We start from the raw sequence: 16,165 nt of genomic DNA, 5'->3' as shown, positions 1-16,165 counted from the left end.
ATATCGTTATTAAAGTATAACATATAGCCGATGAGGAAAACTATACTTCAAATAGCGAAATACTACCACCCCGTAGAAGGGGGCATTGAAACTGTAACGAAATATATGGCAGAGGGACTGACATCCTTCAGGCATATAGTTGTATGCTTCAGTCAAGACGGTATTACACGAATGGATGACATCAATGGAGTAAGAGTATATCGTATAGCCCCATCAATAAAGATTTCAAGCCAGGATATTGCATTCAGCTATTACTATTATCTCAAAAAGATTATTTACGAGGTTCAACCAGATATCATTCTGCTTCACTGCCCCAACCCGTTTCTCTATCCTATCACAGCTAAGCTGACTCCCCGAAATACGAAACTGGTATTATACTGGCACTCGGATATTCTTGGCAAAGGATTGCTATACCGCCTGATCAGTAATTCCGAGAAGAAGATTCTAAGAAAAGCAGACATGATACTGGCTACCAGCAACAACTATATACATGAATCAAGTCCGATTTTTCCCTATAGCAACAAAACAAAAGTTGTAGCAAATGGCATCATCAAAAAGGATTTTCAATGGAGACTTGGCGATGAGATAACCATACAAGAGATTAAGACCAGATATCACAATAAGAAAATCGTATTCTTTGTTGGTCGTCATGCTACCTATAAAGGGCTTAACTACCTGATAGAAGCAGAGAAATACATCAAATCTGATTGTATCATACTGATTGGTGGAAGAGGATCTGAGACAGAAAAGCTCAAAGCATCATGTCACTCTGATCGAATCAAGTTTATTGGGCGTATTCCTAATGAGTATCTTCGATGCTATTATTACGCATCAGACATCTTTGCCTTTACTTCATGCACTAAGCAAGAGGCATTTGGCATTGCATTAGCAGAAGCCATGTATTGCGGATGCGTACCTGTTACATTCAGCATTGAAGGATCGGGGGCAAACTGGGTTTCTGTCAAAAATGAGACAGGCATCGAAGTGGAATTAGGCGATGTCAAAGCCTATGCAGAAGCAATTGATAAGCTACTGAGCAATCACGATATGTATTATCAATATGCAGCAGCTGGCAAGAAGCGTGTAGCATCCATGTTTACAAGTGAACAAGCTAATATCGAAGCTGGGAAAATACTTAACGAATTAATAGACAATAATAACTTATGACTATATATTTACTCTTCGCATTTATATTAAGTACCATTTGTGGGTTTGCATTCACACCTGCAATTCTGAGATTCTGCAAAAAGAGGAAACTCTACGATATACCAGCGGAACGGAATATCCACAAGAAAGCTATTCCCAGACTTGGAGGGATTTCATTCTTTCCCAGTATGATGCTGTCGTTCATTGTACTGATAACCTTCTTTTATATAAATGGTGAAGACCCAATTCCTGTTAACATTTGGAATGCAAGTTTTCTGATTGGTATTGCCATCATCTATGCAGTAGGTATCGTTGATGATCTGACTGGACTAAAGGCCAGTTCAAAGTTTGCTGCACAAATCGCTGTGGCGTGCCTGTTACCACTTTCTGGATTATACGTAAACAACCTATATGGCCTGTTTGGCATCTACGAGATACCTTATATAATAGGTGCGCCTTTGACAGTTCTTCTCATCGTATATATCGACAATGCCATCAATCTCATTGACGGTATCGATGGTCTGGCCTCTGGATTATCGCTGTTTGCATTCACTGGGTTTCTGGCTTATTTTGTTTACTACGATGTGTTTATGCAAACATACAGCATCATTATCTGCGGCATGATTGGTGCACTCATCGCCTTTATGTTTTTCAATCTGTTTGGAAAAGCCAAGAATAACACAAAAATATTCATGGGCGACTCTGGCAGTTTGACATTAGGTTTTTCATTAGGTTTTCTGACTATCAAATGCGCCATGGACAATACAGCCATCTGGCCGACACGTCCAGAAGCTATTATGATACCCATTTCGCTACTGTTTGTATCATGCGCCGATGTGGTAAGAGTGACACTCTATAGACTGCGCCACCACTACCCTATCTTCGATGCCGACAAGAACCATATCCACCACAAACTGATGCGAGCCGGCATGTCACAACATCAAGCGCTTGTGTCAATCTTATTACTCGCAGCATTCTTTGCTATACTAAACTATATGCTACATGGTACATTAACACAAACATGGATTCTATTCATCGACTCTGTTATTTATTGTATCATCAACATGTGTATCAACCAATATATCAACAGCATGTATCTGAAGCGTGCCTTTGACTGCGTAACAGCTTTTGCATGCTTGATACTGTTCTCACCATTGATGCTGACATGCTTTCTGGCTATAAAGCTGGGGGGAGGTCCAGCTATCTATAAACAAGAACGAATAGGATTAGCGGGGAAGCCATTTTACATCTATAAATTCAGAACGATGAGAACTGATGCAGAAAAGGATGGCGAAATGCTTTATCAACATGAGAACGAAGACAGAATGACGAAAATTGGCAAACAGCTACGCAGACATCATATAGACGAACTACCACAACTGTGGAATGTGTTTGTAGGCGACATGTCGTTTGTGGGCTATCGTCCTGAGCGACCTTATTACATCAAACAAATTATGGAACGGGATGCCAGATATGAAAAGATGTACCAGATAAGGCCAGGCGTTACAAGCTATGCCACCCTGAACAACGGATATACAGACACCATCGAGAAAATGCTGAAAAGACTGGAATACGATTTATACTATCTGGAGCACCAATCACTCTTGATGGATATGAAAATTCTCTGGGTAACATTCGTTAGAATCATATCTGGAAAGATATTCTAATATTTCTTGAACTGCAAACGAACAGTTTCAGATTGTAGAATCATGTCGCTACTATTTAGTGTTATGATTTGAAACGATTCGTTTAAGTTATATAATCCCAAAGTATTCAATACCGCAGGATCGTCAACAGCAGGATCATCGCCAACCTCTTCGATAAAGCGACCTGAGTAATGTGGATCAGAAACCTCTAACGTCTGCCCTTCGTGCTTAAAGCGGCATATCACTTCAGTAAACTGAGTATGGGTTTCGGCAAACATCATCAACAAATCGGCCTGAATAGACCAACGTACTTCATTCTGACGTCCATCAGTTATCTCTCCTGTCTTCAGATTCTCAATAGTTCGCAACTGCCACAAACCATCAAGATGACCATTACTCGAGGAATCAAGATTACATGATACCATCAGAACACATATACCTATTATATATAATAACGAACGTTTTTTCATAATTACTTCAATTTTAATAGTCCTGTTTTAGCAATTGTGAACTGCGCGCCATAGTTATTGCCATACAACTTACCTGAATCTGTACCAAATGCAGCCTTAATGCGCCAACCCTTAGGCAAACAATAGTCAACCTCAGCTAACAAACTGACTGTTTCACGCGGATTATCAAAAAGGTGATAATATGTACCATACCCCTTCTGCCAAGTAGCCAACACACGATAATGAAGCTGACGAACTGGCGAACCACTCAAACCTATATGCCAGGCAACAAAACGGTTATTCATGATTTCAATCCGTCCATCATGATTATAAAGTGGCGACATGTATAGAGGGTTACCCATTACCATCCCCCAATGCTGCCAACCTGTATATAGATTGTGGTTATAATAATTATCACGACCACACAGATGGTCACTGATAGTTTGGGTATGATCATGGTAAACAGGACCGCTTTGGTATTTCGTATACATATACTCTATTACCAGATTACTAAGCCAATCAACATTCTTCAATTTCAATTCCGCACCTAACAAGCAATCCTTCATATCGTATAAAAAGTAACGACTACTTTCTTTGGAATTCCATTGCTCACCAGAACCATAACCATTATATCCTAATAAGAACATACCAGATGCATCTTCAAAGAAGTGATCGGCATAGAGACCTAAATTCCATTTAGGATAATCAAAATTTAATCGAGCCACCCAACTTCCTAAGTGATTACCTGACGCATTCTGATAATCACCATCAGTAGCATCGCTGCCACCAGGAATCAATGCTTGCCACAAAGCTTTGAAACCTGATGAATTCTTATATACCTGTAAATCTTCACCAGAATAGTAATAGCTCTTGCCACCAAATTGACAAGCCATCTCGGCGCCTAATTCCAGCGTGATCCTCTTTGGACCTATCTTCAGATAGCCGGCTTTGCTGTGATAGAGGGTGTTTTCTGTATAGCGCAGATTGGGGCCAACAAAATCCTTTTGCCAATTATCATCGGTGGTCTTGCCGTAAGCGATGTGGCCTTTCAGCGCTAACCAGTTATTTGTACCAGGGATTGTCCAGTATTCAGGCAACGCCAAACGTACCTGAGGCACTGGGCGGGCATTGATACCAAGCGTCTGTGAGCCTGTACTCAACTCCTGGTTCTTCAGTTCCATGGGATATTCCTTGGCTCCGACAGTCAGCGTCCCCTTCAGCCATCGGCCTTCTACATATGCCTGCTGTAAAATCACTGTACTTGTAAAACCAGCAGCCACCGCGATATCAGCACCATAACCTATCCCCCACTTCCGATTATCATCAGCAGAAAGCGGGCGCTCTATAGATTCACGCAGATAGCCATTGGCTGTTTTGAGTGAACTGAGTCCATACTTATTAGCATTCAGCCACAAAGGGGTATGGTCACCATCAGATAGCGTAGCCTGCATCTCCGCCCGATAATGAATGCTATCGGTAAGCGAACGTTGTTGAGCGCTCATAACCAGAGAGCTACACATTATTAATAATATAGATACAAATTTCTTCATATTGGGGGCAAAATTACACAAAAATATTCATAATTAAAAGACATATAGGGATTTTCCTCTGCCCATTTAGGGAAAATCCTTTGTATATGAGATAGAAATGTTGTTTCTTTGCAACGTGAAACAATAATTTGAATGTCGAACCAATTAAAATGATACGATTATGAAGAAGATGATATTCGCACTGATGGTGATGCTGACCTCAACTATGACAGCAAGTGCAATGAGCTATGAGCAGGCTCGCAACGAAGCCCTGTTTCTCACCGATAAGATGGCGTACGAGCTGAATCTCACTGACGAACAGTACGAGGCTGCCTATGAAATAAACCTCGACTATCTGATGGGAGTAGCTGGACGCGATGATGTATTCGGCACTTATTGGGAGCGCAGAAATCTCGATTTGAGCTACATCCTGTTCGACTGGCAGTGGAATGCCTATATTGCAGCATCCTACTTCTACCGTCCACTTTATTGGGAGGCTGGATACTGGCACTTCGGCATCTATCGTCGCTATCCACATCGCGATTTCTTCTACTTCGGTCGTCCTCACTTCTATGCAACTTATCGTGGTGGACACGCTTGGCACATCCACGGTACACATGGCTACTACTATGGACGTAGAGAGCACTTCCGCCCTACTCACAGAGAGCACTTTGGCATGCACGATCGTTGGACTCGTGGAGACTTCCGCAATCTTCGTCACAGTTCTACCCGCGTAACTGGTCGTCACGATAGTCATCGTTTCGAGAGTCGTCCCAATAGCCATCGTATCGAAAGCCGACCAGAGAACCGCCACTACGAAAATCGCAGCAACGGCATCAATCGCCGCAACGACACCCATCGAAACGACGATGTATACCGCCATTCCGACTCACATCGCAACAACAGTTCGTTTGGAGGCTATCGCGGTGGTTCATCACACAGCAGTTCACACGGAACTCGCAGCGTAGGCAGCAGCAGTTCGCATAGCAGCTCTAACAACTCTTCTTCAGGCTCAAGCCACTCTGGTGGTAGCCGCATGGGAGGTCGTCGATAGGAACTATAACTCAAGGATGCGGACTTCAGCGTTCTGCATCCTTTGAATCTCGCTCATTGGTTTTTGATAGTAATATGATTGTATAGCTTTGTTGATGATGCCATGGCCTACGGCCAATACCTTCTTTCCCGGGAATGTCTCTCTGACATAAGCGATGAATTCGCCTGCCCTGGAAAGAAGGTTCTCTAATGTTTCAATATCATCAGGCCATGTCTCACCTTTTAAATCCGGAATATAACGACCAGTAAAACTACCCCAGTCGCGTTCGCGAAGCAAGGGTGTCGTCAGTACCTCCAACTGATGTGGTTCGGCAATGATACGTGCAGTATCAATAGAGCGTTTCAAGTCGCTGGCCAGAACAACATCAAGTGGTTTATCCTGCCAATCACGACTGAACTCCTGAGCCTGGCGAATACCATTCTCGTTCAGTTCACCTTGGGTCTGTCCCTGCATAATCTGATTAGCGTTATCTATCGTCTCGCCGTGTCTAACCAAGTATAAAGTTGTCATCATCTTTTAAATTTTGCTGCAAAATTACAGAATTATTTGCTCATTCCACCTTATTTTACTATATTTGCACCGTAAAACCAAGAAATTATGAAGATGAAGATACTACAAAGTTCCATTTTCCGTGCCATTTGCGCCATAGCCATTGGTATCATGCTGATTAAGTACCCAGATAACACCGTTACATGGATCACAGTTGCTATTGGCATTCTGTTCCTATTATCAGGTGTCATATCGATGGTTGTGTATTTCAACGCCAACAAACATGTATCCGACTATAAGATTTCCGATGCTGAAGGCAATGTCATCACGGGCGAAAAACCAACATTTCCACTTGTTGGATTAGGTAGTATTATCTTAGGATTGTTGTTAGCCATCACCCCACACATCTTTATTACAGCGCTCATGTATATCATTGGAGCTATACTGATACTTGGCGCTATTAACCAGTATATGGTACTTGTAAAAGCACGCAGATTCGGGAAAATGAGTTTTGCTTATTGGATATTTCCATCTGTAATCCTGCTTACAGGTCTTTATGTCATACTCAGGCCAATGAGCCCTGCCAGCATGGCTATGCTCATACTTGGTTGGTGCTCACTGTTGTATGGTATAACAGAAATCATCAACTCGCTGAAAATCCAGTCAAACAAGCGAAAAGCAGAGAAAGCACAGGAGATTCCTGTAGCTGAGGAAGTAAAAGAAGATGTTACGGAAGTGACTACACTCCCGTAACGATTCCTTCGATATATGTTTTGAGGATGTGGATACCCGTACGGTTATCACCTCCCCAGGGAACTATCAGATCAGCGAACTTCTTGGTTGGTTCGATAAACTGTTCGTGCATGGGCTTCAGTACCTTTTCATAGCGGTCCAGAACCATATCTACCGTACGTCCACGCTCTACAACATCGCGACGGATGTTACGAATCAGTCGTACATCGCTATCCGTATCCACAAAAATCTTCAAATCCATCATATCACGGAGTTTCTTGTAATGCAAAGCCATGATTCCCTCAATGATAATCACAGGCTTAGGCTCTACATGGATGGTTTCCTTCAGACGGTTGCTCTCTATATATGAATAGGTAGGCTGTTCAATTGCTTCACCATTCTTCAGTTTCTTGATGTGTTCCGTCAGGAGCTTCCAGTCGAAAGCATCAGGATGGTCGAAGTTGATAGCCTTACGCTCTTCGGGCGTCAACCCTGTAGTGTCGTTGTAATACGAGTCGAGGGGCACAACTGCTGCACAATGTGGAGGCAGAGCTTTGGATATTCTCTTAACAACGGTAGTCTTACCAGAACCTGTACCTCCTGCAATTCCAATGATTGTCATAATCCTAAGTATTTAAACACAATATTATAAAAGTCTGCTTTACGTTCTGTTTTCATGGGATAGGCCCTCGAACTGCTGGGCATGCGATAAAGACGCAGCATTCTGCCATCGAGCTTAAAATCTGCATACTCCCCCACCTTGGGGCTCATGATTCCATAATGATTACAAAACAAATCTGTAGCCAATTGGCCTGCTGTTATCACAGCCTCGCAACAAGGTAAGCTTCTGAGCATAGCATCGAGATCGGTTGGTTCAACAATCTCCAGATCCTTATCAGATGCATTATCCTTGGTTCTGCGAATACGGGTGGCGGTATCATACATGGCTATTCCCTTCTCATTCAAGAAAGGAATGATACGTTCCAAGTCGAACCGCTTCTCCTGTTCAAGCACAAAATGCTGCTTGTCATCAAAGAAACAGATGCCAAAAATACGCCACATATCATTAATAAAATTGGGATAATAGAAACGCATACACCATCGTTTCTCTGCAGGCGGGAAAGTACCAAGCATCAACAACTTGGCATTCGCAGGCAGAAACGGTTCGAATGGATGTCGCTCTACTATCTCACTCATTTCTCCTTCATTAAGTAAACCAAAGTTGGCAAATGATCACTATAACCGTTCAACCACTTACCACCAGCACTTGTACGCAAGGTATTTCCCCTAAACGGTCCATCTTGCTGAATCAGATAATCGCGGCGGAAAATCTGATAATCCAGAAGTTTCAAGGTAGAGAAGTCCTTCTGACCAGTCTGATTGAGGAGATTAGATGATAGGATAATCTGATCGAACAGATTCCAAGAACCTTGGAACTGGAGTGTACCCTGACCAGAAGCCAACATATTCCACCAAGGATTAAATAGACCCCCCTCTTCTACTTCACTCATTTCGCGCTTAGCACCTAAGCACTTCGACATCGACAAATCCTGAGGATCGTCGTTCATATCGCCCATAATGAATAATTTCACATTAGGATCGTCTTTCTGTAACGAATCCTTGACTGCGCGTAGCTGCATTCCACCATCCTCACGAGTATAAGAAGCAGCTCCACGCGAAGGCAGATGGTTAACGATAATAGTTACATGCTCTTTTGCCAGCATGCCGCTCACCACCAGGAACCCACGGGTGGCACGGCCCGCATCCTCAGGCCTATTATATATATAAGGTACGAGCTTATAGTTCTTCACCTTAAACAGTTGGGGATTATAGAGCAATGCACAATCGATGCCACGCTGATCGGGACCTTCCACATGTACGAACTGGATACCGCGCGCTTTGAGTGCCGGCTGGTTCACAAGATCGGTCAAGCACTTGGCATTTTCCACCTCAGCCACACCAATAGCTGCACAACCTACATCCGGAAGCTGATCTGTTCCCATATCAGCCAACACACGAGCCATATTCTTTAACTTATTGGTGTATTTTTCCGTATCCCATTTAAAATTACCCTCTGGCAGAAATTCGTAATCATTCTTTCCTTCATCATGAGTCGTATCAAACAGGTTTTCCAGATTATAGAAACCGATACCATACACCTGCTGTCCTTTTTTGTTTTTGGCATGGCATCCTACCAAAACGAGGAGTAAAAATAACGATAAAAACTGAAATCTTCGCATATTAGTACTAATTATGATGCAAAAATAGCACAAAAATCTGAGTAAACAAAGAAAAAAACACAAAAAGTTTGTAAATTCAGAAAAAACTTCGTAACTTTGCACCCGCTTTATGCGAAATTTATATTTATAACATTAATATTTAAACTCAAAATGAAAAAAGGTATTCATCCAGAAAACTATCGCCCCGTCGTATTTAAGGATATGTCCAACGGCGATATGTTCCTTACGAAGTCTACTGCAAAGACAAATGACACTGTAGAATTCGAAGGCGAAACTTACCCAGTGGTAAAAGTCGAAATTTCAAGCACCTCTCACCCATTCTATACAGGTAAGAGCAAGCTCGTTGACACTGCAGGACGTGTCGATAAGTTCATGAGCCGCTACGGTAAGGCTGCGAAGAAGTAAGATAAAACCGCAAAGAACATTAAAAGATGCGTCCATGGTAGTTGCATATGCCAAGGCCGCATCTTTTTTTATTATATTACAATAGGAATATTATTACAACACGATATGAAAACAGTTTATGACTTCACTGTCAAAGACAGAAAAGGTAAGGACGTATCTCTGAAGGAATACGCCAACGAGGTGTTGCTGATTGTAAACACAGCAACAAAATGTGGATTTACACCACAGTACGATGAATTGGAGAAACTTTATGAAAAGTACCACAGTCAAGGTTTTGAGATTCTCGATTTCCCATGCAACCAGTTTGGTCAGCAGGCTCCTGGTACTGATGAGAGCATCCATGAGTTCTGTAAACTGAACTTTGGTACAGAATTCCCTCGCTTCAAGAAGGTAAAGGTAAATGGCGACGACGCTGATCCTCTTTACAAGTTCCTTCAGGAACAGAAGGGATTCGCCGGTTGGGACATGACCCACAAGATAGCCCCCATCCTCGACGACATGCTTTCAAAAGAGGATCCTGACTATAAGCAGAAAGCAGATATCAAGTGGAACTTCACTAAATTCCTTATTAATAAGAAAGGACAGGTAGTTGCACGCTTCGAGCCCACTGAGAACATCGACAATATTGCCAAGCAGATCGAAGAACTGCTCAAGTAATAGCCAACATCATAATAAACAGTTATCATATGGAACATACCAAGTGTTTAATTATCGGTAGTGGCCCCGCAGGTTATACTGCAGCCATTTATGCCTCACGTGCCAACTTGAGTCCAATCGAGTATAGCGGCATGCAGCCAGGCGGACAGCTCACCCAGACCACAGAGGTTGAGAACTTCCCAGGTTATCCTCAGGGTGTTGACGGCAATCAGATGATGATGGATCTGCTGGAACAGGCTCAACGCTTTGGAACAGATATCCGTAGTGGAGAGATTGTCAAGGTTGACTTTTCGAAAGCTCCATACGTTTGCACTGCCGACGATGGTACAGAGATTGAAGCTGATACCGTAATTATTGCCACTGGTGCTTCTGCCAAGTATTTAGGACTTGACGACGAGCGCAAGTACAACGGACAGGGGGTTTCTGCATGCGCTACCTGCGATGGTTTCTTCTATCGCAAGAAGACTGTGGCAGTAGTAGGTGGCGGCGATACCGCTTGCGAAGACGCTCTCTATCTGGCAGGACTGGCCAAAAAGGTCTACCTGATTGTCCGCAAACCTTTCCTTCGCGCTTCTCAGGTGATGCAACAGCGCGTAAAGGAGAACGAGAACATCGAGATTCTTTTCGAGCATAATACCCTTGGTCTTTATGGCGAGAATGGTGTTGAAGGTGCCCATCTGGTTAAGCGTAAGGGTGAAGCCGATGAGGAACTGGTTGACATTGCTATCGACGGATTCTTCCTTGCAATTGGCCACAAGCCCAACACCGACATTTTCAAGGAGTGGTTGGATATGGACGAGACAGGCTATCTGAAGAAGATTGACGGTACGCCAAAGACCAAGATTCCAGGCGTATTTGTTGCAGGCGATTGCGCTGACCCCGTATATCGACAGGCTATCTCCGCTGCAGGTTCTGGCTGCCAAGCAGCTATCGAAGCTGAGAGATTCTTGTTGAACAGGTAATATAATTTGAAAAGGCTCGTCTCACGACGAACCTTTTCACCAAATTACTTAAAAAACTAAATTAATCAACCATAAACCTTAACCATTAAAATCTTTTTCTGCTGCAAATATACATCAAGTTTTTTAAATACGTGTTTAAATTAAGATTTTTAATGTTTAAAATGCGTGATTTAACTAAAAATCAACATAAAATCATCATTTTTAAACATTTTAACGCTTCAAAAAGCAAATTTTATCGAAATAATTAGGCTCGTATTAAAAAAATAACTATTTTTGCACAAGTCAATTTTATCAATAATGGACAGCCGTTTACTATTAACCCTCCTAATAATGGCGATAGTGACCATTATTTTCTTCGCAGGAAGACGTCTGTATCTGCGAAGCCAACAAGTACGGAGAAGAATTCAGATGAGTGCGATTTTTACAAATATCACGCACGAGTTACTCACCCCGCTTTCAGTCATCTCTGCTTCAGTAGACAAACTTCGTGATACGGAACCCCAGTATTGTCACGAATATGATCTGATGCAATTCAATATCCAGCGCATGGTAAGGCTACTGCAACAGATATTGGAAACCAGCAAATCAGAGGCTGGCCAACTCAGACTGATGGTTGCTCAAGGCGATGTGATGAAATACATCCGCCAAACAGCAGAATGTATTGGGCCACTCATTGCCAAAAAGGACATGAAATTCACCATCACCTGTCAACCAGAGAGCATGATGGGGTGGATTGATACTGACAAATTGGACAAAATCATCTATAACCTTCTGTCGAATGCTGCAAAATACGGCAAAGAAGGCGGTAATGTTTCCATCAGTGCCATCACCAATACCAATTACGACGAGATAGAAATCACCGTGAGCGATGATGGAGACGGCATATCCCCCAAACAGATGAAACACCTGTTCAAGCGTTTCCATGATGGTGACTATCGTCAACATCAAACGATCGGCACAGGTCTGGGCCTCTCATTGACACGTGATCTGGTGTATCTGCACAAAGGAACCATCAATTGTAAAAGCGTAGTTGGGCAAGGAACCGAGTTCATAGTAAAACTACCTATTAATAAAGAAGCGTTCGCTCCTAATCAGATAGATGAACAGCACAAGATAGACTTCAATATTCCAAAGAATGCGATTGTTGATATCAACACGATTATACCAGATATAAATGCAGACCCAGAAGAGCCTACAGAGGATGGCTACAAGCTGCTTGTAGTTGAGGATAATCTGGAACTTCTGATGCTGATGCAACAACTGCTTAAGTCGAGCTACCATGTGTATATAGCCCGAAATGGCAGCGAAGCCATGAAAGTGATTCGCGAAAAGGATCTCGACTTAATCATCTCTGATGTGATGATGCCCGAGATGGATGGACTGGAACTGACAAAAGCCATCAAAACAGACCCCAATTTCAATCACCTGCCCATCATCCTCCTGACAGCAAAGACCCAGGAGGAAGACGAGAAGGAGGCACTCCAATGCGGTGCCGACGAATATCTCAGAAAACCATTCCGCCTGGGTGATCTGAAACTACGCATCGATAATATCATTGAGAACCGAAAGCGAATGCAGACGGAATACAGTCAGATGTCGGCAGAAGAAGAGATACACCATATTTCGAAAGCCCCAAATCCTGACGAGATCTTTGTCAACCACGTATTAGAACATATTCATGCCCATATTGATGACGAATCCTACGATAGAGACGCATTAGCTGCTGATATGGGAACCAGTGCTTCTACCTTATATAACAAGCTGCGCTCAATTACAGGCATGAACGTATCGACCTTCATCCGCGATGTCAGAATGAAAGAGGCCAGACGACTGGGCATGGAGAATCCTAATCTGAGAGTCAGCGATTTGGCATACAGTGTTGGATTCCACGACCCACGTTATTTTGCCACATGCTTCAAGAAGCAGTTTGGCACTCAGCCGAAGGAGTTTTTGGAGAGTTTGCAGAACTTGAGACGAGGAGGCCAAGAAAAGTAAACGCACCATTCATCATCAATAGTTCATAACCGAAGTGATAGCCTGCCAAATACCAGGTTAATGCATCAATGGCATAACACACCAATGGCGATGCTATACAGATATATGGCACATAATGGTCACGAGGCATACGCTTGGTCAACATGCCAAAGGCAAAGAGGCCTAAAAGCGGACCGTAGGTATATCCGCAGATGGTATAGATGGCATCAATAACGCTGGTAGAGTTCAGCATTCTGAACAACAGAATCATCACCACAAACATCAGACTGATCATCAGATGCGCCCGTTTGCGTAGTATTTCGTCACCTGCCCTACCCCTGATATCCACACAATAGCTGGTAGTTAGCGAGGTCAAGGCAGAATCAGCACTCGAGAACGATGCCGCCACGATACCTATTGTAAAGGGAACCAATACCGACAGTCCGCTACGCTGAACGAATCCAGGCAGCAGCGCATCAGACACCCCACTCTCGCCCAGCATCACCAACAGAGCCCCCAGCGAGAGGAACAACAAATTAGCAGGTACAAAAGCCACGCCATACGTACACATATCCTTCTGGGCTTCGCGCAGCGATTTGCAAGTCAGGTTCTTCTGCATCATATCCTGATCGAGGCCCGTCATCACAATGACGATGAACACACCACTCAGAAACTGCTTCCAGAAATTCTGCTTCGAAACCCAATCATCCATCACAAACATCCTGCTATGTTCATCGGCAGCTATGGCACTAACAGCCTCAGGTATCGTCAATCCCAATTCGCCCACCACCTTATATATAATAAGGAGAAGAGCAGAGAACAGACAGATGGTTTGAAATGTATCCGTCCAGACCAGCGTCTTGATGCCCCCGCCCCGTGTGTATAACCAGATAAGGGCAACCATCGCCGATACGGTTACCACAAACGGGATGCCCATCTCATCGAATACGAACTGCTGCAGAATCATACAGACCACATAAAAACGCACCACGGCGCCTATCATCTTAGATAGCAGGAAAAACGAGGCCCCAGTCTTGTAGGCACGCTGCCCCAATCGCTGTCCCAGATAGGAATAGATGGTTGTCAGGTTCAGGCGATAATAGAGGGGAAGCAGAATGAAAGCCACAGCGATATAACCCAATATAAATCCCAAACAGGTTTGCATATAAGTCATATCGATTTGGGTCACCATACCCGGCACTGACACAAAGGTCACACCAGATATCGAGGCTCCCACCATGCCAAATGCCACCATATACCAAGGCGACTGACGATTGCCGCGAAAGAAGGTTTCATTCGTAGCACGCCGTGCAGTCAGTCGGCTGATAGCGAACAAAACTGCAAAATAGCCTAATATTATTGCAATCATCCACATAATTGGGTGCAAAGTTACACTTTTTTTCAAAATTATCAATTACCAACTGTCAATTATCAACGAAAAATGTTATCTTTGCAGTCGGAATTCCAAATTCTAAAACGTATTATATTATGTCTAAACAAAAAAAATTCATCCTCCAAGAGAGTGAGATTCCCACACAGTGGTACAACATTCAGGCAGACATGCCAACCAAACCAATGCCTCCCATCCATCCTGCCACCAAGCAGCCTCTGGGTGTAGACGATCTGGCACACATCTTCCCTCGTGAGTGCTGTGTACAGGAGCTTGATACTGAGCATCGCTGGATTGATATTCCAGAAGAGGTGCTCGAGAAGTACAAGTTCTATCGTTCTACTCCATTGGTACGCGCCTATGCACTTGAAGAGGCTTTGGGAACACCTGCCCATATCTATTTCAAGAACGAAAGCACCAACCCATTGGGTTCACATAAAATCAACTCTGCCATTCCTCAGTGCTACTATGCCAAGCAGGAAGGCACCACTAACGTAACCACCGAAACCGGTGCCGGACAGTGGGGAGCAGCCCTTTCATACGCTGCCAAAATCTATGGTCTCGACTGCGCTGTTTATCAGGTAAAGATTACCATGCAGCAGAAGCCATACCGTTCAAGCATCATGCGTACCTTTGGTGCTGTGGTAGAGGGTTCACCTTCGATGTCAACCCGCGCCGGTAAGGACATCCTGACTAAGGATCCTACCCATTCAGGTTCATTAGGTACAGCCATCTCTGAGGCTGTTGAGCTGGCTACAACTACACCAAACTGTAAATACACCTTAGGTTCGGTATTAAACCACGTAGGTTTGCATCAGACCATCATCGGTCTTGAGGCCGAGAAGCAGATGGAGATGGCTGGCGAGTATCCTGATATCGTGATTGCTTGCTTTGGTGGTGGTTCAAACTTCGGTGGTATCGCCTTCCCATTCATGCGCCACAACCTGTGCGATGGCAAGAAGACCGAGTTTATCGCTGCCGAGCCCGACAGCTGTCCTAAGCTCACACGTGGTCAGTTCCGCTACGACTTCGGCGACGAGGCTGGTTATACCCCACTGCTGCCTATGTTCACCCTGGGTCATAACTTCAAGCCCAGCAACATCCACGCTGGTGGTCTGCGCTATCATGGTGCAGGTATGATTGTGAGCCAGTTGCTGAAGGACGGTCTGATGCGTGGTGTCGATATTCCACAGCTCGAGACCTTCGAGGCTGGTATGCTGTTTGCACGCACCGAGGGTATCATCCCTGCTCCAGAGAGCTGTCACGCTATCGCAGCCACTATCCGTGAAGCCAAGAAGTGCAAGGAGACAGGCGAAGAGAAGGTTATCCTCTTCAACCTCTCAGGTCACGGACTTATCGATATGCCAAGCTATGATTCATTCATCAAGGGCGACTTGCAGAACTACACCGTTACTGACGAGATGATTGCCCAGAACCTGGCCGAACTGGATAAGCAGTAATCCTATTTTATCTGAAATAGTAATCCCCACTC

At 43.9% G+C, this 16,165-nt stretch carries 16 protein-coding genes; 9 read left to right on the top strand and 7 right to left on the bottom strand.

Annotated features, from left to right (window positions below; all coding sequences use genetic code 11):
* Positions 1–30 precede the first annotated feature (30 nt).
* Both T495_RS0104355 and T495_RS15535 read left to right on the top strand, forming a co-directional pair.
* On the top strand, positions 31–1,167 hold the full coding sequence (locus T495_RS0104355) for a glycosyltransferase (protein ID WP_033147757.1): 1,137 nt from the start codon (positions 31–33) through the stop codon (positions 1,165–1,167).
* A gap of 167 nt (positions 1,168–1,334) precedes the next feature.
* A complete protein-coding gene (locus T495_RS15535; RefSeq protein WP_231495053.1) occupies positions 1,335–2,813 on the top strand; it encodes a sugar transferase in 1,479 nt (492 codons plus the stop codon).
* Here the strand turns inward: T495_RS15535 and T495_RS0104345 are convergent.
* Positions 2,810–3,217, bottom strand: coding sequence for a lipocalin-like domain-containing protein (locus T495_RS0104345; protein WP_197020342.1), 408 nt, complete (start codon positions 3,215–3,217; stop codon positions 2,810–2,812). The two genes, T495_RS15535 and T495_RS0104345, sit on opposite strands and share 4 nt — an antisense overlap.
* A gap of 47 nt (positions 3,218–3,264) precedes the next feature.
* Positions 3,265–4,791: a capsule assembly Wzi family protein gene (locus T495_RS0104340; protein WP_033147755.1), complete on the bottom strand. Its 1,527-nt coding sequence runs from the start codon at positions 4,789–4,791 to the stop codon at positions 3,265–3,267.
* Between the two features lie 160 nt (positions 4,792–4,951).
* Between T495_RS0104340 and T495_RS15530 the strand changes: the two genes are divergently transcribed.
* Positions 4,952–5,824: a hypothetical protein gene (locus T495_RS15530; protein ID WP_033147754.1), complete on the top strand. Its 873-nt coding sequence runs from the start codon at positions 4,952–4,954 to the stop codon at positions 5,822–5,824.
* A gap of 3 nt (positions 5,825–5,827) precedes the next feature.
* On the opposite strand, the gene T495_RS0104330 is transcribed toward T495_RS15530, so the two are convergent.
* On the bottom strand, positions 5,828–6,334 hold the full coding sequence (locus T495_RS0104330; protein ID WP_028903852.1) for a histidine phosphatase family protein: 507 nt from the start codon (positions 6,332–6,334) through the stop codon (positions 5,828–5,830).
* 87 nt (positions 6,335–6,421) lie between these two features.
* Between T495_RS0104330 and T495_RS0104325 the strand changes: the two genes are divergently transcribed.
* Positions 6,422–7,066, top strand: a complete 645-nt coding sequence (locus T495_RS0104325; protein ID WP_231495051.1) for a DUF308 domain-containing protein — start codon at positions 6,422–6,424, stop codon at positions 7,064–7,066.
* Here T495_RS0104325 and udk read toward each other — a convergent pair.
* Genes udk through T495_RS0104310 form a run of 3 tightly spaced genes read right to left on the bottom strand, consistent with a single transcriptional unit; the run spans position 7,053 to position 9,285 of the window.
* Positions 7,053–7,667 carry a uridine kinase gene (udk, locus tag T495_RS0104320; RefSeq protein WP_033147753.1) on the bottom strand — a complete coding sequence of 205 codons (615 nt, stop codon included), beginning with the start codon at positions 7,665–7,667 and terminating at the stop codon, positions 7,053–7,055. The two genes, T495_RS0104325 and udk, sit on opposite strands and share 14 nt — an antisense overlap.
* On the bottom strand, positions 7,664–8,242 hold the full coding sequence (locus T495_RS0104315) for a uracil-DNA glycosylase family protein (RefSeq protein ID WP_028903855.1): 579 nt from the start codon (positions 8,240–8,242) through the stop codon (positions 7,664–7,666). The genes udk and T495_RS0104315 overlap by 4 nt, the downstream gene beginning before the upstream one ends.
* Positions 8,239–9,285, bottom strand: a complete 1,047-nt coding sequence (locus T495_RS0104310; RefSeq protein WP_028903856.1) for an endonuclease/exonuclease/phosphatase family protein — start codon at positions 9,283–9,285, stop codon at positions 8,239–8,241. The genes T495_RS0104315 and T495_RS0104310 overlap by 4 nt, the downstream gene beginning before the upstream one ends.
* A 150-nt stretch (positions 9,286–9,435) precedes the next feature.
* Here T495_RS0104310 and T495_RS0104305 point away from each other — a divergent pair, with 150 nt between their 5' ends.
* The 4 genes from T495_RS0104305 to T495_RS0104290 all read left to right on the top strand — a co-directional run bounded on the left by T495_RS0104305 (position 9,436) and on the right by T495_RS0104290 (position 13,304).
* Positions 9,436–9,690 (top strand): type B 50S ribosomal protein L31, encoded by a 255-nt coding sequence (locus T495_RS0104305; RefSeq protein WP_013064062.1) that lies wholly within the window; start codon positions 9,436–9,438, stop codon positions 9,688–9,690.
* A 105-nt stretch (positions 9,691–9,795) separates the two neighbouring features.
* Positions 9,796–10,347, top strand: a complete 552-nt coding sequence (locus T495_RS0104300; RefSeq protein ID WP_028903857.1) for a glutathione peroxidase — start codon at positions 9,796–9,798, stop codon at positions 10,345–10,347.
* A gap of 29 nt (positions 10,348–10,376) precedes the next feature.
* On the top strand, positions 10,377–11,309 hold the full coding sequence (gene trxB / locus T495_RS0104295; RefSeq protein WP_028903858.1) for a thioredoxin-disulfide reductase: 933 nt from the start codon (positions 10,377–10,379) through the stop codon (positions 11,307–11,309).
* A 408-nt stretch (positions 11,310–11,717) separates the two neighbouring features.
* Positions 11,718–13,304, top strand: a complete 1,587-nt coding sequence (locus T495_RS0104290) for a response regulator (protein ID WP_197018853.1) — start codon at positions 11,718–11,720, stop codon at positions 13,302–13,304.
* On the opposite strand, the gene T495_RS0104285 is transcribed toward T495_RS0104290, so the two are convergent.
* On the bottom strand, positions 13,225–14,658 hold the full coding sequence (locus tag T495_RS0104285) for a sodium:solute symporter (RefSeq protein ID WP_028903860.1): 1,434 nt from the start codon (positions 14,656–14,658) through the stop codon (positions 13,225–13,227). The genes T495_RS0104290 and T495_RS0104285 overlap by 80 nt on opposite strands.
* A gap of 113 nt (positions 14,659–14,771) precedes the next feature.
* Between T495_RS0104285 and T495_RS0104280 the strand changes: the two genes are divergently transcribed.
* Positions 14,772–16,133, top strand: coding sequence for a TrpB-like pyridoxal phosphate-dependent enzyme (locus T495_RS0104280; protein WP_028903861.1), 1,362 nt, complete (start codon positions 14,772–14,774; stop codon positions 16,131–16,133).
* Positions 16,134–16,165: the final 32 nt, after the last annotated feature.

This window comes from Prevotella sp. P6B1, from assembly GCF_000702825.1.
Taxonomy (GTDB): Bacteria; Bacteroidota; Bacteroidia; order Bacteroidales; family Bacteroidaceae; genus Prevotella.
This window is presented reverse-complemented; position numbering and strand designations above follow the sequence as displayed.

Bases quoted from the DNA above. Each gene is read 5' to 3' on its own strand.
- T495_RS0104355 (WP_033147757.1), top strand. From the start codon at position 31: ATGAGGAAAACTATACTTCAAATAGCGAAATACTACCACCCCGTAGAA.
- T495_RS0104280 (WP_028903861.1), top strand. From the start codon at position 14,772: ATGTCTAAACAAAAAAAATTCATCCTCCAAGAGAGTGAGATTCCCACA.
- trxB (WP_028903858.1), top strand. From the start codon at position 10,377: ATGGAACATACCAAGTGTTTAATTATCGGTAGTGGCCCCGCAGGTTAT.
- T495_RS0104340 (WP_033147755.1), bottom strand. From the start codon at position 4,791: ATGAAGAAATTTGTATCTATATTATTAATAATGTGTAGCTCTCTGGTT.
- T495_RS15530 (WP_033147754.1), top strand. From the start codon at position 4,952: ATGAAGAAGATGATATTCGCACTGATGGTGATGCTGACCTCAACTATG.
- T495_RS0104290 (WP_197018853.1), top strand. From the start codon at position 11,718: ATGAGTGCGATTTTTACAAATATCACGCACGAGTTACTCACCCCGCTT.
- T495_RS0104310 (WP_028903856.1), bottom strand. From the start codon at position 9,285: ATGCGAAGATTTCAGTTTTTATCGTTATTTTTACTCCTCGTTTTGGTA.
- T495_RS0104330 (WP_028903852.1), bottom strand. From the start codon at position 6,334: ATGACAACTTTATACTTGGTTAGACACGGCGAGACGATAGATAACGCT.
- T495_RS0104345 (WP_197020342.1), bottom strand. From the start codon at position 3,217: ATGGTATCATGTAATCTTGATTCCTCGAGTAATGGTCATCTTGATGGT.
- T495_RS15535 (WP_231495053.1), top strand. From the start codon at position 1,335: ATGATGCTGTCGTTCATTGTACTGATAACCTTCTTTTATATAAATGGT.
- T495_RS0104300 (WP_028903857.1), top strand. From the start codon at position 9,796: ATGAAAACAGTTTATGACTTCACTGTCAAAGACAGAAAAGGTAAGGAC.
- T495_RS0104305 (WP_013064062.1), top strand. From the start codon at position 9,436: ATGAAAAAAGGTATTCATCCAGAAAACTATCGCCCCGTCGTATTTAAG.
- T495_RS0104315 (WP_028903855.1), bottom strand. From the start codon at position 8,242: ATGAGTGAGATAGTAGAGCGACATCCATTCGAACCGTTTCTGCCTGCG.
- T495_RS0104325 (WP_231495051.1), top strand. From the start codon at position 6,422: ATGAAGATGAAGATACTACAAAGTTCCATTTTCCGTGCCATTTGCGCC.
- T495_RS0104285 (WP_028903860.1), bottom strand. From the start codon at position 14,658: ATGTGGATGATTGCAATAATATTAGGCTATTTTGCAGTTTTGTTCGCT.
- udk (WP_033147753.1), bottom strand. From the start codon at position 7,667: ATGACAATCATTGGAATTGCAGGAGGTACAGGTTCTGGTAAGACTACC.